This window comes from Mucilaginibacter sp. P4_D1 (assembly GCF_056401935.1).
In genome coordinates this window covers 40102-58598 of the sequence record NZ_JBFUIJ010000001.1, presented here as the reverse complement: position 1 = coordinate 58598, position 18497 = coordinate 40102, and the positions used below count along the sequence as shown (strand labels likewise).

At 44.1% G+C, this 18497-nt stretch carries 14 protein-coding genes; 5 read left to right on the top strand and 9 right to left on the bottom strand.

Annotated features, from left to right (window positions below; all coding sequences use genetic code 11):
• Positions 1-16: 16 nt before the first annotated feature.
• Complete coding sequence (locus AC1DV1_RS00255) at positions 17-1849, top strand: RagB/SusD family nutrient uptake outer membrane protein (RefSeq protein ID WP_477353646.1); 1833 nt, start codon at positions 17-19, stop codon at positions 1847-1849.
• Positions 1850-2267: 418 nt separating this feature from the next.
• On the opposite strand, the gene AC1DV1_RS00250 is transcribed toward AC1DV1_RS00255, so the two are convergent.
• The 4 genes from AC1DV1_RS00250 to AC1DV1_RS00235 form a co-directional block, all read right to left on the bottom strand.
• The gene (locus AC1DV1_RS00250) at positions 2268-3140 is read right to left on the bottom strand and encodes an EamA family transporter (RefSeq protein ID WP_477353643.1); all 873 of its coding nucleotides are present in this window, start codon (positions 3138-3140) and stop codon (positions 2268-2270) included.
• Positions 3141-3914: 774 nt separating this feature from the next.
• A complete protein-coding gene (locus tag AC1DV1_RS00245) occupies positions 3915-4430 on the bottom strand; it encodes a hypothetical protein (RefSeq protein ID WP_477353641.1) in 516 nt (171 codons plus the stop codon).
• Between the two features lie 12 nt (positions 4431-4442).
• Positions 4443-5786 carry a M28 family peptidase gene (locus AC1DV1_RS00240; protein WP_477353639.1) on the bottom strand — a complete coding sequence of 448 codons (1344 nt, stop codon included), beginning with the start codon at positions 5784-5786 and terminating at the stop codon, positions 4443-4445.
• Between the two features lie 159 nt (positions 5787-5945).
• Positions 5946-9116, bottom strand: a complete 3171-nt coding sequence (locus AC1DV1_RS00235; RefSeq protein ID WP_477353637.1) for an ATP-dependent helicase — start codon at positions 9114-9116, stop codon at positions 5946-5948.
• Between the two features lie 140 nt (positions 9117-9256).
• On the opposite strand from AC1DV1_RS00235, the gene AC1DV1_RS00230 reads away from it, so the two are divergent.
• Together AC1DV1_RS00230 and AC1DV1_RS00225 are read left to right on the top strand one after the other, a co-directional pair.
• Positions 9257-9490: an addiction module protein gene (locus AC1DV1_RS00230; RefSeq protein WP_477353635.1), complete on the top strand. Its 234-nt coding sequence runs from the start codon at positions 9257-9259 to the stop codon at positions 9488-9490.
• Between the two features lie 7 nt (positions 9491-9497).
• Positions 9498-9797, top strand: coding sequence for a type II toxin-antitoxin system RelE/ParE family toxin (locus AC1DV1_RS00225; protein WP_477353633.1), 300 nt, complete (start codon positions 9498-9500; stop codon positions 9795-9797).
• A gap of 108 nt (positions 9798-9905) precedes the next feature.
• On the opposite strand, the gene AC1DV1_RS00220 is transcribed toward AC1DV1_RS00225, so the two are convergent.
• Positions 9906-11630: a glycoside hydrolase family 3 protein gene (locus AC1DV1_RS00220; protein ID WP_477353631.1), complete on the bottom strand. Its 1725-nt coding sequence runs from the start codon at positions 11628-11630 to the stop codon at positions 9906-9908.
• A 178-nt stretch (positions 11631-11808) separates the two neighbouring features.
• On the opposite strand from AC1DV1_RS00220, the gene AC1DV1_RS00215 reads away from it, so the two are divergent.
• On the top strand, positions 11809-12492 hold the full coding sequence (locus tag AC1DV1_RS00215; protein WP_147053557.1) for a porin family protein: 684 nt from the start codon (positions 11809-11811) through the stop codon (positions 12490-12492).
• 86 nt (positions 12493-12578) lie between these two features.
• Here AC1DV1_RS00215 and AC1DV1_RS00210 read toward each other — a convergent pair whose 3' ends face one another.
• Positions 12579-13592 (bottom strand): hypothetical protein, encoded by a 1014-nt coding sequence (locus tag AC1DV1_RS00210; protein ID WP_477353629.1) that lies wholly within the window; start codon positions 13590-13592, stop codon positions 12579-12581.
• A gap of 298 nt (positions 13593-13890) precedes the next feature.
• Here AC1DV1_RS00210 and AC1DV1_RS00205 point away from each other — a divergent pair, with 298 nt between their 5' ends.
• Positions 13891-14796, top strand: coding sequence for a glycosyltransferase (locus tag AC1DV1_RS00205; protein ID WP_477353627.1), 906 nt, complete (start codon positions 13891-13893; stop codon positions 14794-14796).
• On the opposite strand, the gene AC1DV1_RS00200 is transcribed toward AC1DV1_RS00205, so the two are convergent.
• The 3 genes from AC1DV1_RS00200 to AC1DV1_RS00190 are packed head-to-tail and all read right to left on the bottom strand — an operon-like array spanning position 14784 to position 18425.
• Positions 14784-15593: a DUF5672 family protein gene (locus tag AC1DV1_RS00200; RefSeq protein ID WP_477353625.1), complete on the bottom strand. Its 810-nt coding sequence runs from the start codon at positions 15591-15593 to the stop codon at positions 14784-14786. The two genes, AC1DV1_RS00205 and AC1DV1_RS00200, sit on opposite strands and share 13 nt — an antisense overlap.
• Complete coding sequence (locus AC1DV1_RS00195; protein ID WP_477353623.1) at positions 15590-16546, bottom strand: hypothetical protein; 957 nt, start codon at positions 16544-16546, stop codon at positions 15590-15592. The genes AC1DV1_RS00200 and AC1DV1_RS00195 overlap by 4 nt, the downstream gene beginning before the upstream one ends.
• Before the next feature lie 37 nt (positions 16547-16583).
• The gene (locus AC1DV1_RS00190) at positions 16584-18425 is read right to left on the bottom strand and encodes an ABC transporter ATP-binding protein (RefSeq protein WP_477353621.1); all 1842 of its coding nucleotides are present in this window, start codon (positions 18423-18425) and stop codon (positions 16584-16586) included.
• Positions 18426-18497: the final 72 nt, after the last annotated feature.

Below are 18497 nucleotides of genomic sequence, written 5' to 3'. Positions count from 1 at the left end.
TAAAAAACGATATCAAATGAAGACGAAATATATCAAGTTCATGTTGGTTATAGGGGTTGCCTTTGGCTTTACTATAATGTCATGTAATAAAACGCTCAACTTAAAGCCGCTTGACCAACTATCAGATGCGGCCTACTTTAAAACACCAACAGATTATAAAACTTTTGCCAACCAGTATTACGGTTATCTTAAAAACTTTACCACCATTAACGGCTTGTCTGACAACCCACATTCCGACGGACGATCGGACCTGTTTGGTGGTGGCGGCGTTTATGGCTCGGGTACCAACATTGTACCGGTTACCGAAGCAAGTTTTGGCAATGCCGGAAACTGGACGGTTGATTACGGCAGGATAAGGGCTGCCAATTACCTACTGGATAAGGCGGTATCTTACCCAAGGCCGGCAGAAATAGCTCAATATGTGGCCGAAGCCAAATTCTTCCGCGCCTATACCTATTTTGATCTTTTACAGCAATATGGTGGTGTGCCCCTGATTACCAAGCCGCTTGACCTTACGTCGCCGGAGTTGTTTGGTGCCAGGGCCACCCGCGACCAGGTAGCCGATTTGATTATAGCCGACCTGCAGGCGGCCATACCAGCCCTGCCGGTTTCACTATCGGCCAACTCGGCAGACTTTGGCCGTGTAACCCAGATGGCAGCACAGGCATTTTTAAGTCGTGTTGCACTTTATGAAGGTACGTGGCAAAAATTCAGGTCGGGCGATGCAGCGCGGTATAATGCCTTGCTTGATAAATCAATAGCGGCAAGCGCCGCCGTAATGGCCAGTAACCAGTATGCATTGTTCGGCACGGCGGCTTCAAATGCGCTTGGCGGTAACAGCACCGTACTGGGCGACTCCTGCCTGAAATATTTATTCATACTTGAAAACATCAAATCAAACCCGGCGGGCATAACCAAAACTACTAACCATGAATACATCCTTTCTACCCGGTACGATGATGTGCTGAAGCCGGCTAACGTATTTGTGAGCCGCAGCACCATGGCAACCGGTGTAGCGCAAAAATTTGTAAATATGTTTTTATGTAACGATGGGCTACCGGTTGAAAAATCGCCACAATTTGGCGGTTTCCAAACCTATTTATCAGAATTCCAGAACCGCGATAACCGTTTAAAATACACCATTAAAATTACTTACCAGTATTACTGGTACAGCATAAACGGTCGTGTTAACTGGACCGGCGATGCGGCCGACAGGTCTAACTCGCTGGGGCCGGCGAAACCTTACGGTTACGGCAACCAAAAATGGATATCGGAAAGGCAATTGGTTGATGGTAAGGAGTCGGAAGATTACCCGGTAATCCGCTACGCGGAAGTATTGCTTAACTATGCCGAAGCGGTATATGAGCGAAACGGAATAATTTCGGATGCTGACCTTAACAAATCTGTAAACCCTGTTCGCCTGCGCTGCAACGCTACCAATGGCATGCCAGGGCTTACCAACGCGTTAGTGAATACCAATAACATGAATATGCGTACCGAAATAAGAAGAGAGCGTACGATAGAGCTTTACGACGAAGATTTCAGGTTTGACGATATTAAACGCTGGCACAGCGGCACAACAGACCTGGTAACTAACGTAGGCGGCACCGCTTACGGTAATGCTGCCGCTTTTGTAAGCCCATGGCCGGTTTTGTATAAATACACTGGCACCCAGGCAGAATTAGGCCCAGACCCTGTAAAACCTGTACCTACAAACGCGAAAGACGCCAATGGCAACCTGATCCTGGATCAAACCGCCCGATTATTTGGCGAAAAAAATTATTTATACCCCCTTCCATCCCAACAAATCACGTTAAACCCCCAACTAACCCAAAATCCGGGTTGGTAATCCGGTTTGGCTGTGAAGAAAGGCTGTCTCGAAAGGGACGGCCTTTTTTGTTTTTTATATGTGCCGAACCTACGGTTCTCTGCTTTTCATTGCGGGGGTTCCACGGGTTGAAACCCGTGGCTACAATATGTTGCGGGGCTACGCCCCTGGAGGAATGTAAGCTTAAAACATCCGGCGGGTGCGAAGTAGGGGATTAAGACAAAAAACAAAGTAGATCTTTTATTTCATCATAAAATGTTTTGATCCCGTATCAGAGTCGGCATAGCGGACGGATCATCTATTAGCTACGGGTTTTAACCCGTGGACAAGACAGCCACGGCTATTCAAAGTTCCGCAGGAACGGCCCATTTATCCTGACGTGTGCCTAATCTTTCGCTGTTTCTTAATATCCAGATTACAGCCATTTGGGTACCGGCGGTTAAACGTCGGGCGCTATTTTACCTATATTTTCGCGGTTACCAATTGTTGCTCCCACACTCGCGATTACCACCAGCACAACTGCGGCATATTCCTGTACCGAGAGATATTCTTTCAGAAATATTAACCCGCAAATAGCACCCACAGCGGGCTCCATGCTCATGAGGATGCTGAAGGTTTTGGTGGGAATGTATTTGAGGCCATACATCTCTAACGAAAACGGAACAGCGCTGCAAAATAACGCCAATCCTACGGCTGGGATAATCATGCTGCTTGTAAAGTTCAGCATGCCGCCACTTGCGAAGGCAAATGGCAATGTAACAATTAATGCAAACAACATACCTATGGTAACAGCCTGCCCACCGTTTAACACCGCCGATACCCTGCGGCCCAAAACAATATACCCGGCCCAAAAGGCACCGGCCAGCAGGGCCATACCCGCGCCAAATAAATCAATGTTGGTATTGTTCCAGGGGGTCATCAATGCTATTCCGGCAGCTGCCAGCAATACCCATAAAAATTCGATGAGCCGTTTTGAGCTGAATACTACCAGCAGCAGCGGCCCCATAAACTCAAGCGTAACCGCTATCCCCAGCGGGATGCGTGATAATGCCAGGTAATAAATTAAATTCATGGCCCCAAGGCATAATCCGTATGGGATAACCGTTTGCCATTGTACTTTTGTCAGGTTTTTCAACCCCGGCCTGTTCACGGCAAGCAACATCAGGGCCGATAAGCCTATCCGCAAGGTGGCGGTTACCGAAGCGCCGAGAGCCGGAAACAATCCCTTAGCTATAGCTGCCCCTACCTGAACGCTTAGTATCGAACCTAAAACCGCTAATAATGGGCGTATGGGTATTTTGTTTTTTTGCATTGGTGAAGGCTACGCTGTAAAAAGGTAAATCGTTAGTGTGAAACAACAGTAATCATGCTCAGACAGATACAGGCTGACTCAACGCTTTTCGTTTCAAAATAAAATAGAATACTGTTAAAATTACGATATAAATTAAGAGATCATGCCAGGAATAGCTTAGCCGGTAATTGACCCAGGTACCCGCATTTTGCGACGATGGTATTAGTGAAGGTGATGTAAATAACATTAATGCAAAACTGATCACATTAAAAGTAATCCATAAGACGAAGATTACAATTAAAGCGCCTATAGATCCCCGGAGGTTATTAGACCATAGCATTTGAGGCAATAATAATTTACAGACTATTTCTATAAATCCTAAGTACCAATACGGGCCGGTGTAACGATTAACAAAAACATACTGCTCGTATTCTGTCTGCGAATAATAGGCCATAAAAAATTCGACAAATAACGATATCAAAAATATTACCGATCCAAAAAGTAAACAGGTGTTGACAGACTGTATCAACACTTGTTTATCAATATTAAATAGCCGGATTTTAAAAAGATAAGCAACAATAAGCAAGGGCGTCATAACGAGGGTGCCTTCGAAGATAGCTCCTGTAATTAAACTTATGATATTTCGGATCTCCATGTTTTTTTAATAATTCCCGAAAGGTTACAGATGAAGTCTAATTTAATAAAAATACAGATTGATCCCTTTTAAAAAAATGAAGCTACTCAAACAATCATGTGCAATTGACACTTGCTTTTTTACCCCTGAAAATGGTTGAGTTAAGCTTTTACTTGCGCGGATAATGCATTAACCCTTAATTTTCTTTTCAAAATAAAATAGACGGCTATTAAAATCACAATATATATTAAGAGACCCTGCCATGAGTAGCTTAAGCTGTAATTGCCCCATGTGCTTCCGCTTTGAGAAGAGGGTATTGAAATCGGTTTGAATATCATCGCCGAAATATCTATAAAATATGAAATTACCCATGAACCATATATAACAATTAAAGCACCTATTGATTTTCGAAGCTTTTTGAACCAAAGCAATTGAGGTAACAACATTTTGCAAATTATATCTACCACCACAAAAATCCCAATCGACCAAAAAAACTTAGTAAAAAACAATGTAGATCCTAAAAGCAGACATATATTTATCGACCGTACCAAAATTTGTTTGTCAATTTGCCCTACGGGTAATTTAAAAAGGTAAATGGTAATAACCAACGGAGCCATAAGCGAGGTTCCATCGAAAATTACCGCTATAATTGAATTTATGATATAGTGTATTTCCATACTCCTTGGTATTTATCGTATCGGCTTCGGAAACACCGGCAAACTCTCATGCCCATCCGCATCTACCGATTGCACCGCAAAAAAGTAATTATCCTTTGAGTAGGCTAACGTAGCTGTTGTATCGGTTACGTAAAACTTGCGTTCCCAAAAGGCGCCGGTGGTTTCGCGCATCAGTACGTAGTAGCCTGCCGGTTTTTTTCCGGTGGCGGGCGCTTCCCAGGTAAGCTTGGTTTTGTTGGTGAGGTCGCTGGTTACAATGCCTACGTTTTGTGGCCGGGCCGGGGCGAATGCCAAGTTGGCTAATACCGAGAGGTTCATACGGGCTACTTTTTGTACATAGTTAAAATCTACAAAGTCTGGCAGGTCGCCGTAATCAACGCCGTTTTCCGTGCGGATGTTCTGGTGCTGGCGGTTAAAATCTTCGTTCATTTCGGTGAAGCGTACGGCGGTAAAACCCTGCTCTAAAAACGGGAGGTGATCGCCGCCGCGCAGGTAGCGGTCGCGGCGGTAAATGAGTTTTACATCCAGTTGGTCAACATAACGTTCGCCGGTTTCCTTGGCATAGCGTGCCAGCTCGCGCGATGGGCTGTCGTTTTCGCCTCCTAATGATTTTAGCGCCGCCACCTGCTTATCGGTAGCATTGGTGGGGATGCCATCGCTAAAAACCCGCACGCTGCGGTTATCTTTCAGGTCGGTTTCCATGCCATGGGTATTGCCTACAATATCATTGTTCAGCATCGCATCTACATTCCAATTTTCGGCTTTGGCGCGTTTGGCCACATTGGTCGAGCCATAAAGTCCCTGCTCCTCGCCCACTACAGTCATAAAAATTATAGTTGCCGGGAACGAACGTTTGGCCATTACCCTTGCCAGCTCCATAGAAAGCGCCGTGCCCGATGCATCATCATTGGCGCCCGGCTCTACCCCGTTGGCATCCATCACATCATTAATGCGTGAATCATAATGGCCCGATACTAGGTAAACGCGGGTATCTGTCGGGTCGGCGCCTTTGAGTATGGCCAGCACGTTTTTCAGTTTTACCGGCTTATCAATCCGTGTACCTTTTGGCTGGGTGAATGTATCGAAGGCAACGGTCATCCTCCCGCCCGATTCCGAGGCGTATTTTTCCATTTCGCCCTTGATCCAGTTTCTTGCCGCACCGCTGCCTGTGGTTTTGCTTGTAGTGTCGCTTAAAGTATGCCTGCTTTTAAAGGTAACCAGTTTGCGGATGGTCGCTTCAATGTTTTTGGACGATACCTCATCAACCATTTGCTTAATCTGCACATCCTGTTTGATGATGGTTTGGGCAGAGGTGATGGTGGTGATGAAGAGGAGGAGGATGGTGATGTATTTCATGGGTGAATGATTTTTATTTTATATTTTTTTCAAAATCCCCTTTTGAGAGGGGGCGCGCCGGGCGGTGAAATGGGAGGGGTGTGTTTATGCGCGCGACGAACACACCCCTCCGCCCCTCTCAAGAGGGGATTCGCACATTCCCTCGCTTTTTGCCCCCCACTATTCCTCTTCCTCCTCGCTTACCGCGTTCAAAACCACCTCGGCCTGTTTAAAATTTGTTTTTACAAAATGGCACCAATCGCACTCTTTTTTGCCGCAGCCGGTGCTGAATTCGTGGGCCATAATTTTGGCATAGGTATCGGTGATCTGTTCGGTTACCAGCTCAATATCTGCCGGGCTGATCACGTATTTTTCCCGGTAGTATTCGCCTTCGCTTACGGGTTCTACAAAATCAAAAATGGTGTCAATAACCTCCCAGTCGTTGGTGCGGTCATGATCTACCAATATTTTGTAAAACACGCCCTGGCGCCAGTAGTCGCCACCCATGGGGGTGTCAAATGTGGGGCGCAGCAGTTTGTCTTTGGCATTCCGTACCTTGCCCGTTTTATAATCAACTACGGTAACGTTTTTACCGTCGAACTCCATTTTATCCAGGTTACCTTTAATGGGTACGCCGTTTATCTCGATGTTTTTGATCGATTTTTCGGTTACGGCTATTTTGTTCCAGCCGCCTACGTTTTGCTCATAATATGGTGGCAATATCTTCTCGCCGTAGGCCAGGCGCAGCTTGTATTCATCTTTGGTAAACGAATCGCGGTTACGGGCCATGTACCATTTGAATTCGTTCATGAACTGCTCTGTTGACAGGAACTCGTCCTGGTTTTCCTTCAAAAGCCGATACGTTTTGTTAAGCGCCCAGTGTACCGCCTGCCCAAACGTAGCCGACGGACTTTTGCCCGACGGCACCCTGATCAAACACTGAAAATAAAACCGCAGCGGGCAATCCAAATAGTTGTTTAAATGCGTTACCGATAGCGTGTAGCTTTGCAGTAGCTGGTTAATGTAGTTTTTATCCAGCAGCTCCACCTTTGGTTTTTCCACCTCGCTAAACTGGGTGGCAATAAAATCGACCATGGTATCGGCCGGTACTTTGGGGTATTGCAGTTGTGTATCGGTACTGGCCAAAATTTCGCCAATAAACTGGCTTGCTTCCTGGTCTTTCCCTTTTTTATCCTTGCCCGCGTATGATATCATGAGGCATTGCTTGGCACGGGTCACCGCCACATAAAATAAACGGCGGGCCTCCTCTTTTTGGGCAATATCGTCAGATACGGCGCGGGTAAGGGTATCTGGCAAGCTAAAGCCGCTGTTGCGGCCCTTGCTGTCCCAGGTACGTTTGTCGCAGCCAATAAAAAAAACGTGCTCAAACTCCAGCCCTTTGGAGCCGTGGGCGGTTAAAAAGTTAACGCCGTTATCGCTGAAGATCACTTTGTTCAAATCAAGCCGGATACCGTTCTTTTTCATCAGTTCGATGGTGGCAATCAGGTCGGATAGTTTGATATCGGGATTTTTACGGCTTTCATCCTTTAAAAAATCGAAGAAACTGGTGAGCATTTGCATATAGCCACCTTTATCGGGCTGCTGCATAATATATTTCAGGATACCCATTTTGGCAATCACATCCTGGAAAAACGCCTGTAGCGTTGAATTTACGGCCGATTTTAGCAAATCATCAATATTGTTCATGAGATACTTCATCTCCATGTACTTATCCGGCGCAAAAAGATCTGGCTGGGCAGGTGGCCGCAGCTCGCTGATGTACCTACGGATGGATGTTTTAACCTTATCGCGGCTATTGGCAGCAAAGTTTTCCTGCGATACCGCTATGCTGGCCTTGGCAATTTCTATGGGTGCAATGTTAAAAAAATCGTAATGCAGTATCTCAAACAGCAGCTCATCACCGCTGTAAGGCGAATCCAATTCCTGCATCAGGTAGCGCATAATGTTGATGATCTTTTCGCCAAACGGTTGAGTAAGTATATCTATTTTACGCCTGGTGTTTACGGCTATTTTTTTTACCTCCAGGTATTGGATCATTTCTTCCACCTGGCTGTGGTTGCGGTAAATAACGGCTATCTCGCCGGGCTCGGTGCTCTTATCAATCAATTGTTTTATTTGTGCCGATACGTCTACCAGTTCCTGGTCGGGGTTCTCGTACTCACGAATCACCGGCTCAACGGCCATCTCCGTGAAGCGCGCGTGCGAAGCCTGTAAATCCTTATCCAGCTTTAGCTGTTTGGTTAAGCGCTCCTGGTTATTATCAATCAGCGCCTTAGATATATCCAGGATGTGCTGGTTCGACCGGTAGTTGTGCTTCAGCACCACCGTTTTAAGGGTGCTCACATAATCGCTGGCAAAATCAAGGATATTGCTCATGTTGGCCCCCTGGAACTTGAATATCGACTGGTCGTCATCGCCCACCACAAACACGTTGGGCACATCCCAGTAGTTCAGCAAAAAGCGCAGCAACTCATTTTGCGACCCACTGGTATCCTGGAACTCATCTACCAAAATATACTGGTAACGCTCCTGGTATTTGCGCAGTATCTCCTCGTTATCGCGGAAAGCACGCAGTACCCAAATGATCATGTCGTCATAATCATAACGACCTTTGGCTTTCATTTTAACATCGTAGTTCTGGTATTCGCGTACAGCGGCAACCAGTTTTTTCATCAGTTCGTGCGCGGCATCAATATCCTTTTGTTTGGGGTCGCCTACCTTAATGCCGGTTTTGGAGTTGGCGCGTTTGTACACAAACTGTTCGCGATTGGGGATATCGTCCAGATACTCCTGCACGGCCGCCTCGATCATCGTCGCATCCCAGTTCTCGCGCTTCATGGTGCTAAACAGGTCTTTCAGGCGCTTGGTATCGTAATACACATCGCCGGTAAAACGTTTCAGCAGATGGTCGTTATCAAACTCATCTACTAATTCGCGAAACAGCATGGCCGATTCCAGATCAGATAGTGATTCCAGGTTCAGCTTGCCAAAATACTCCAGGTTTTCCTGGATAATCTCGTTACAAAAGGCATGGAAAGTATATATGTTGATGCGGTAAGCATCCGGGCCGATAAACTCAAACAAGCGCTTACGCATGGCCACGGCCCCGGCATCGGTATAGGTAAGGCACAGGATCTCGCTGGGCAGGGCATCGGTATCGGTTAATATTTTGCCAATACGTGCCGCCAGGATCTGCGTTTTACCTGTACCCGGCCCCGCTACTACCAGCACAGGGCCATCCATTTTATTTACGGCAGCCAATTGCTCGGGGTTTAGCCCGGCTAAAGCCGATTGGAATTTATCGTTGTATTTGTTGAAGTTGGATTGCATAATTGTTGAGTAAAGATAGGAAAGCAGGGGCGGGATGGCAACTTGCGGGTAGGAATGTTGTTTTAAATAAATTATTTACTGGTGTCTATATAGCATAGAACTTCACCGAAATATTTTAAATTTGTGAAAAGGTAAAATATATGCGTACATCACAAATAAGAAAACAATTGCATGAATATATTGAAACGGCAGAAGATGATAAACTAAAAGCTATTTATACCTTGTTGCAAAATGAAATCTCTGACAGTTACGAACTTACCAAAGCCCAAAAAGAGGAATTGGACAAAAGATTTAGTGACCATCAAAACGGATTAGGCCAATCATTTACCTGGGATGAAACCTTGACTATCGCAAAACAATCATTGGTAAAATAATTTATCAATGAGTTATGATTTAAAAATTCGGCAGGAAGCAACCAAAGAATTCTCAAATGCATTTTTGTGGTACGAAGAGCAACAATCGGGACTTGGCGATGTGTTTGAAACCGCCATCCGCAGAAAGCTAAATCAAATTAGCAGGAACCCTTATCACTACAAGGCCGACTATAATCAATTTCACCAGGCATTAACTGAAAAATTTCCGTTCTTGATTGTTTACGTAATCGATGAAAATCTTAAACAGATTACCGTGATGGCTATATTTCATACCAGTCGCAATCCCAGCAAAAAATTTCGAAAATAGACTTTGGGGCGTTACCTGCGGTCCGGGCTGTATGCTCATACGCCTGCAGGCATTACGCCCGGGCCGGTATCCGCGCCCATCCCTAACGCAAAATAATTCACCCCCCAACTACAACCCTATCCCAGTCCCCGTAGGGAAAAACATATTAACGCTCACCGGCAATTTACCCGTTGGCTTCAAAGTACCCATTAGTACTTTTACTACTGATTTTTGTAGCTCGGGGCTGTTTTGATAGCATACCACCAGGGCGTTACTTTTTTCGATACCGGGCAGGCCGGCTATGGTGTAGGCATTGGCAAAAACGCTGATCACCGTGTTAGGCCGACCGGCCAGGTCGGCTATCATCAATTTTACATCGCTGCTGTAATCCAGTTTGCTTTGTGGGCGCAGGCGGGTATCATGTACGCCAACTATTACCTGCTGGTACTGGCTTAACAAGTCCAATATATTTTTGAGGCCGATAGCCGGGGTGTTTTTATCAATCATAAACAGTTTACAGTTGGGGAAACTTTTGGCGGCTTCCTGCTGAAACACGGTTGGCGAGGATACGCCAATACTCACGATGGCTGTTTTTAAAAACGGGTTTAGCTTAATGGTTGATGCATCGCCTTTCAATACGGTTACGGCGGCGTCGCTTAATTGCTGCACCAATTCTTTTTGCGCAGGGCTGTTAATATCGGCACTGAAATTGGCCGGAGCCGCTGCCTGGTATTGATTTAGCCCGGCCCAGTATTTGGCAGCAAGTACTTTTTTAACTTTGATTTCAAACTCGGCTTTACTAATAGCGCCATGGCGTAAGGCTTTCCGAATGAGTTTAATGGCGCGATCTGAATTTTCAGACAGCTCGATAACGTCCATACCGGCAACAAAAGCTTTTACATCAGCGTCGCCATTGGGGAAATATTTTACAACGCCTTTCATCTCCATGGCGTCTGATACCACCAGGCCTTTAAACTTCAGCGAATCTTTTAAAATACCGGTAATGATGGGGCGCGATAACGTTGACGGCAAATGGGTGGTGGTATCCAATGCAGGGATGCTCATGTGCGCTATCATCACACCACTGATGCCAGCCGCAATAGCCTCGCGAAAAGGGTATTCTTCCAACGAATCCAGCCGGGCACGGCTATAAGGCAACAAGGGCAAATCAAAATGCGAATCTACATTGGTATCGCCATGGCCGGGGAAATGTTTGGCGGCAGTAAGCAAACCAGCATCCTGCATGCCTGTAAAATAGGCTATGCCCTTTTTGGCCACGTTATATTTATTATCGCCAAATGAGCGGTAATTGATCACCGGGTTATTGGGATTGTTATTGACATCCATATCGGGCGCCAAATTAAAGTGAGCGCCGATGCGTTTAAAATCGGCAGCCACCTGCCGGCCCATTTTGTATATCAGTGTATTATCCTGTATGGCCCCAAGCGTCATCTGGTAAGGGTATGACACTGTCGAATCCAGGCGCATGCCCAGGCCCCACTCGCCATCCATGGCTATCAGCAAGGGAATTTTTGCCAGTTTTTGATATTGGTTAACCAGGTTTAGCTGCCGGCCAGGGCCGCCCTGGAAAAACACCAGGCCGCCAATTTGCTGATCCTTGATCACCTTACCTACCGAATCGGCATAGGCCTGCCCCTTATTGGTGTGTGCCCGCACAAATAATAATTGTGCAATGCGGTGCTTACGGCTCAGTTTATGATAAACAGAATCCACCCAATGGTTTTGCGTATTGAGGCTTTGGATATAGCTTTCTTTTTGTGCGAAAGCCTTTATAACGATAAAATTAAGGGAGATAGCTAATATTAAACAGTAGTAAGTTTTCAATTTTGGCATGTTCAAATGTAAACACGAAACACGAATTAAGAGCTAATTAAATCGAATTTCACGAATTGATAGTGATACAGACAAAACCTGCGCGCAGATTAGTGTAATTAGAAAAATTCGTGCAATTAGTGTCCAATTAAACCTTTGCGATATTTTTTATTCTATGGATAAATAAAAACACACTAACATGAAGAAGATTATTTTTTTTGCTATCTGCCTTTTTGCAGTATATGACGCCAGCGCACAAGGATATTACGGCCCGCCACGCCGCAGGCCCCGTTACCGTGAAGAACGCCGCGAACGTCCACGCCAGAGCCAGGACGATTTTTACCGTATAAAAGTTGGCCTAACCGGCGGCTTAAATATTTCAAACACTATTGATGCCGATAACTCCAACTTCAGCACCAATTCTATCGCTGGTTTTAACGGTGGTTTAACATTGGATATCCCTATTGCTTATCCAATATCATTTGCCCCCGAAGTTTTGTATTCGGGCAAGGGTTATACAGCCAATACCGATTACGGCAAGTTTACGCAACGCACCAATTATATTGATGTACCCTTGCTGTTAAAGGTTAAGCTGGCACCGCAATTCAACTTTTTGGTAGGCCCATCCATCAACTTTTTGGCATCAACCAAAAACACTTATGAAACCGGTTTTATTACCGAGCAGGAGCAATACTATAACAACCGCGGCGACCATACCGACGTTAGCGGCGTTATTGGCCTTAGTGTTGATTTGAGCCGAAACATTGAGCTTAGAGGGCGCTATAACATCGACCTTACTACCAGCCGCCCGGATGATAATTCCTACCTGCCTAACTACCGCAACCAGGTTTGGCAAATTGGTTTAGGGTTTAAATTTCAGTAAAAGCTTTTTAAGCTGAAAGCCGAAGGCCTAAAGCTGAAAGCTATTGAACAAGAGCCATTCCGGGATTGCCGGATGGCTCTTGTTATTTATCCCTTTACAAATACCTTTTGGATATCCTGTTCAAACTGCTCTTCTTCTTTGTAAAGTACTTGGCTATAGGGTGCAAAATCCTTTATCAACTCATTGTAGTTATTTAAACATTCATTTATCCTGCTGATAATTTCCAGAATTTGGGCATCCTCTTTATCAAATCTATATTGTTCTGGAATAGGCATATCCTGTTGATACGCCGCCGAGCCGGTTTTGCCGATAATCATACAGCAACGCATAATACAGGCCTCGCGCGGCATACGTTCTTTGCCGGGGTGGAAACCAAAATCTACATATAGTTTGGCCCTGTTCATCAAGGCTGCTACTTCAGCAGGCGTCATGTTCTTAATGGGCACCCATTTAATAGTGGGTGTAAGGGTAATGATCTTATCTAAAAAATCGTCGTTTTTAATGGGGTTGTATATTACCAGGTTTTCTTTAGGCGTAGCTTCATCTACCCTCTCAAAGAAGGCGCTGCTCATATAGTCCGAGATCCGGCCAACTGGCTTTATGCCGTTTTCGAGCAGATGCACATGCGAGTAGTAGGAATGGCTGATGTGCTGCACATCCATGCGGCGTTTAAGCCTGCCGAATGATGCTGTAGGATATTTGCCCAGGTAATTTTTCAGTTTAAAATATTTTTTGTACTGTAAACTTTGGGTAAGATTATTTTGGGTAATGTAATAATTAACCACGCTAAGCCACCAGATAACTTTGCGCACCTTTTTATACCCATTATCAAAAATGGGCAGCAGGTGCGTTTCGGGCAATATGATAATATTTGGGGCGCTGTTTTCGATGCTTCCGGCAACAGGCACGGTGTATTTTTCATAGTTTTTATGCACTATATCCACGCTATCGGGGGTAGCGTAGTAATACATAAATACGTTAAAATCCATGTGCATTAGTTTGGCGCCTAACTGGTGTAAAGCCTCGGGGCCGCCGGTGGCGTATCCTGCCGGGCAAAAAATATAAATTTTGGTTGCGGGCAGGCACTTTATTTCAGTCAAATTCTTTGTCAAAACTGGCTTGTTGTTTTTAGCAATTTAAAATCCGGCGTAATCATTATTGTCATTTTCAATTTATTGCAATATGAGATAATTTATATATCTGCTACAAATGCACAAATACTATGCTGTATTTTCCTGTAAGCTACCAATAAAATAAAAAACTTTTTTCGGCAAAAACTGTATCACATTAACAAAAACGCACGTAATTGATTTATACACGATAAAAATTGCATTAAATGCGTTTTTTATCCGTTAGATTATTAACATCTACTTTTTTACCGGAAAAACATATTACTGAATGATATCAATTATTATTTCATCCGTTAATAAAGCTAATCTGCAACAGGTAAGTGAAAATATCAATGCCACAATCGGCGTTCCGTTTGAAATTATTGCTACCGATAACAGCAAGGGGCAAATGGGCATCTGCGAGGTATACAATAAAGCAATGCTGCGCGCTCAATATGATTTTTTATGTTTTGTGCATGAAGATGTGTTGATAAAAACCAATAACTGGGGCCAAAAACTATTAGCTTTATTTGAGCAAGACACCAAGTTAGGTTTAATAGGCATAGCAGGCAGCAGCTATAAACCGCTGGCTCCCTCGGGCGTAGGCGGCGTGGGCGCTTATACGCACTATCATAACCTTATACAATCATTCAAATACAAAAAAGAGAAAGCGCGGCATGCCTACCATAACCCCGGTAAGCAACGCCTTGCCGAAGTAGTATGTATCGACGGTGTATTTATGGCTACTACCAGGGATATAGCCGAGGAATTTATGTTTGATGAAATTACCCTTAAAGGCTTTCATGGGTACGATATTGATTTCTCCTTATCGGTAAGTCAAAAATATAAGGTGGCTGTTACATTCGATATATTGCTCAACCACTTTTCTGAAGGATTGTTTAACGATGTATGGATGGAAGAAAACCTGAAATTACACAATAAGTGGAACAAATTTCTGCCTATAAAAGCCTGCAAGCTTACGGCCGAACAGATCTTTTTTATCGAAAAAAATACCTTTAAAAATTTTATTGATGAGTTGATCAAGTTCAACTACCCTATATCTACCGCCATTAAAATGCTTTGGAAAAACAGGCGTTTTTTTCAACTCAACTCAAAGCTGTTTTTTAAACTGAAGTTCCATATTTTTAAAAAATACATTAAATCGAAACCTTCGTTGGCAAGTTATATCTGGTAGCCGCTGGTTTTAAAAATAGGTCGCCAAAAGTCAAGGTACAAATCCCATGCATGGCAGCCAAAAGGCAATTGGTTGTTATTTAACTCGATGCACCTTGCGGGGGGCTGCTCAACAGAAAATTTTAACGCGGTTTTGTAGGGTGGAATTTTTAATAGTTTCCGCTTGCGGTTTACCTCGATGCTCCAGAAAATATCCTCATTAAACTCGTGCTCATGACGGGTTAAATAAACATCCATTTTATGGCGCATGCTAATGCTCAACTCATGAAATTTTTTAACCCGGCGCAGCGATAAGCCGCCGTTACCAACCTTGTACTCGTACTGCATTGGCGATGGCACCCCATTTTTTTGCACATTATAACGGGCGTGGTAATAAAATTGAATTTTTGATTTAATGGCTTTAACCATATCGGGGTACTTACCCGGCGGTATCCATGGCGCTCCAATGTAGTCATATGGCTGGTTGCACCAAAAAGCAAGCTCATCGCTAAATACAAAAGCATCCAGTTGATGGATAAGCATAAATTCGTACCCAAAAAAACGCTTGTAAAAGATATCTGACAGCATCAGCGCATTATAGCCTTCAATGCCTTTAAAAAAATGGTCGTCAAAACTTTCTGCGGCTGTAAAATTAAAAGCGGTAATTTCATCTGATAAAATAAGCGATTCCGGCTTAACAACAATACGCGAATAAGCGGCTAACACAAGCTGCATTTGCGTAAGCGCCACTTTTTCTAAAGCCGAAAGTTCATTTTTATAGATGGGAACTATTACAACAACTTTTTGGGGCGTAATCATACCTGTGTTGTTTTGGTGTAAAGCTCTGCAACTAAAGATTCAAAATGATCCTGGAAAAGAAAATCGTGCCCACCCGGCCCTTCTGGTACCACATTAATCACATCATAACAAACCTCCAGTACCCGGGGCACTTTAAGAGCTTCGGCAATTGAGAACGGGAACGATTGGTTGCCGATAAAAAATTTACAACCGGCTATTACCCGCGCCATTTGTAAAAAATCGCTTACCTGCAGCCATTCAATATTGGGGATTTCCTTTTTGATATCCTCGTACTCCGATTCAACTCCTATAAATTTCAATTTATCGTACTTACTCAAAAATGAATAATCGGTAGTTATGTTCCGGTACCTTTCGCTGCGGGCAATAACTATGTAACCGGCAAAGGCCATATCCGGCTCAACATCAAGCCAGCTTTTCCAAAGATCGGGTGTTACGCCGGTAACGTAGGCGCACCAGTGGGCAATATTGCACCTATCCATAGGGATATGCCCGGCCCTGAAAAAATCAAGATCGACGTCAATAACTTCGTCCTTTAATTCACTCAAGGTATTGATGTACGGTTGCGAACTAATTAAAGGCGCCAGCATATCTATCATTTTGGCATTGAGCATTACACCACCTAAGGGGTGCTTTGCAGGGTTGGCTATCATTAAAGGCTGACCGGCCCTTAAATATAAGTTGATGGGCACCTTAACAGTTTCGGCCAGCTTTTTTATAGTGGCCATAGCGTATATGATATCGCCTGCATTGCCACTGTGATTTAAATTGAGCTGATGATTGGTTTTGGCAGCAACCTGAATTTTAGCCGGCGTGGTTAAGCGTTCATTACCGGTTAAAAACTGTATAAATTCCACTTTCTTATAATTGCTTAACTCCCACTTGTAAGTTTTATAGCCTTCCCTATTGGTGTATTTAAGCCAGTAAGTACCTATAAAACCCTTTTTTTGTATCATTTTGCTTAATCAAAAATTTGTCGACAATGCTATTTTATTAATCCGCCGTAAATGTTTGCATATCAATCAGCCTGCGGTAAACACCGTTATGGTTCATCAGCTCCAGGTGGGTGCCCTGCTCGGCAACCCGGCCGTTATCCAGTACAATAATTAAATCGGCATTTTGAATAGTACTCAGGCGGTGGGCAATAATCAGCGAGGTGCGGTTTTGCATCAGGTTATTTAAAGCCTCCTGCACAAGTTTTTCCGATTCGGTATCTAAGGCCGAGGTAGCCTCGTCGAGCAGCATAATAGGTGGGTTACTTAATACAGCGCGGGCTATACAAATACGTTGCCTTTGCCCACCGGATAGTTTTGAGCCGCGATCGCCAGTGTTAGTTTCATACCCGTTATCCGTCTCTAAAATAAAATTATGGGCATTAGCAATACGCGCGGCGGCTTCTACCTGCTCCTGGGTTACATTGGGTTTACCAAAGGCAATATTGTTAAAAATAGTATCATTAAACAATATCGATTCCTGGTTAACAAAACCCATTAAACTACGCAGCGAGGTAGTTGTAATAGCCTGAATGTTGTGGTCATCTATCATGATATGTCCGCTTATGGGCTCAATGAACCTTGGCAGCATATCCATTAGTGTTGATTTACCACCACCCGATGGGCCAACCAAAGCTATTGTTTTGCCCTTAGGCAGGGTTAAGGTAATGTTTTTCAAAACCTCTTTCTCCTTGTAAGCAAAAGATACATTCTCCAGGCGGATGCTTTCTTTAAATTCATCTATGACAATGGCATCCGGCGCATCCTGGATCAGCGGCTTTTCATCAATGAGGGCCAAAATCCTTTCGCCGGCCACCAAACCCGAGTGGATATTACTAAACGCATCGCCAATAGCCTTGGCCGGACGCATCAGCTGCGAAAACAGTGCAATATAAGCAATGAAATCACCTGGACTAAGATCTGACCTTTTATTAAAAATCAGGTATCCGCCGTAAAGCACTACAAACGAGATCATGGTTACCGAAAGTGTTTCAGATACGGGCGAAGCCAACTGTTGCCGCTTCGACATCGATCTGGTGATCTTCGAATAGTGTGTATTCTCATCATCAAACCGTTTAATGATAAAATCGGTAGCATTAAATGCCTTGATGATTTTGATACCCGATAGCGCTTCATCAAGGTAACTGATCATGTTGGCGTAGGAGTTTTGCGCCGCGATAGCCTGCGAACGTAATTTTTTTACGATACGTGAAATTAAAAAACCTGCAATAGGTATAATAAGCAACGAAATAAGTGTAAGCCTGGCCGATATCATGAACAGCCACACCAGGTAACCTACCAGCAACAAAGGCTCTTTAAAAACAACCTGCAAAGTACCCGTTACAGAAAACTGCACCGTTTGAACCTCCGATGCTATTTTAGACATGATGTCGCCCTTACGCTCATTGCTAAAAAAGCCCATGTGCAGGCGCATTACGTTATCAAACACCGCTTTACGGATCCTTAGCAAGGTGTGGATACGCAAGCTTTCCATTATACGCTGCGATAGGTACCTGAATATATTACCTAAAAAAACAGCAATTACAATTACGCCACATACAAATTTAAGCGCTCCCCACTCGCCATAAAGGGCTATAAAATGATTGGTGTAATATTTAAACCAGCCCGATATATCAAACGTCGAAATATCTTTTGCGGCAACAGCAACCGTTTTTGGGTCGCATTTGCTGGCACCAACATGGAACAGGGTATTAAGCAAAGGCCCCAATAAACCTAATACAGACGTGCTGAATACGACATAAAGTAACGTGAAGATAATATAGGGAATTGCAAACTTTTCGATAGGTTTTGCAAACGATAGTAATCTGAAATAAGTTTTCATTCAAAAAGTTGAACCGCAAAATTAACTAAATAGCGGCTATTATAAATACTTAGTTTTTGGGGCGTATTTTAA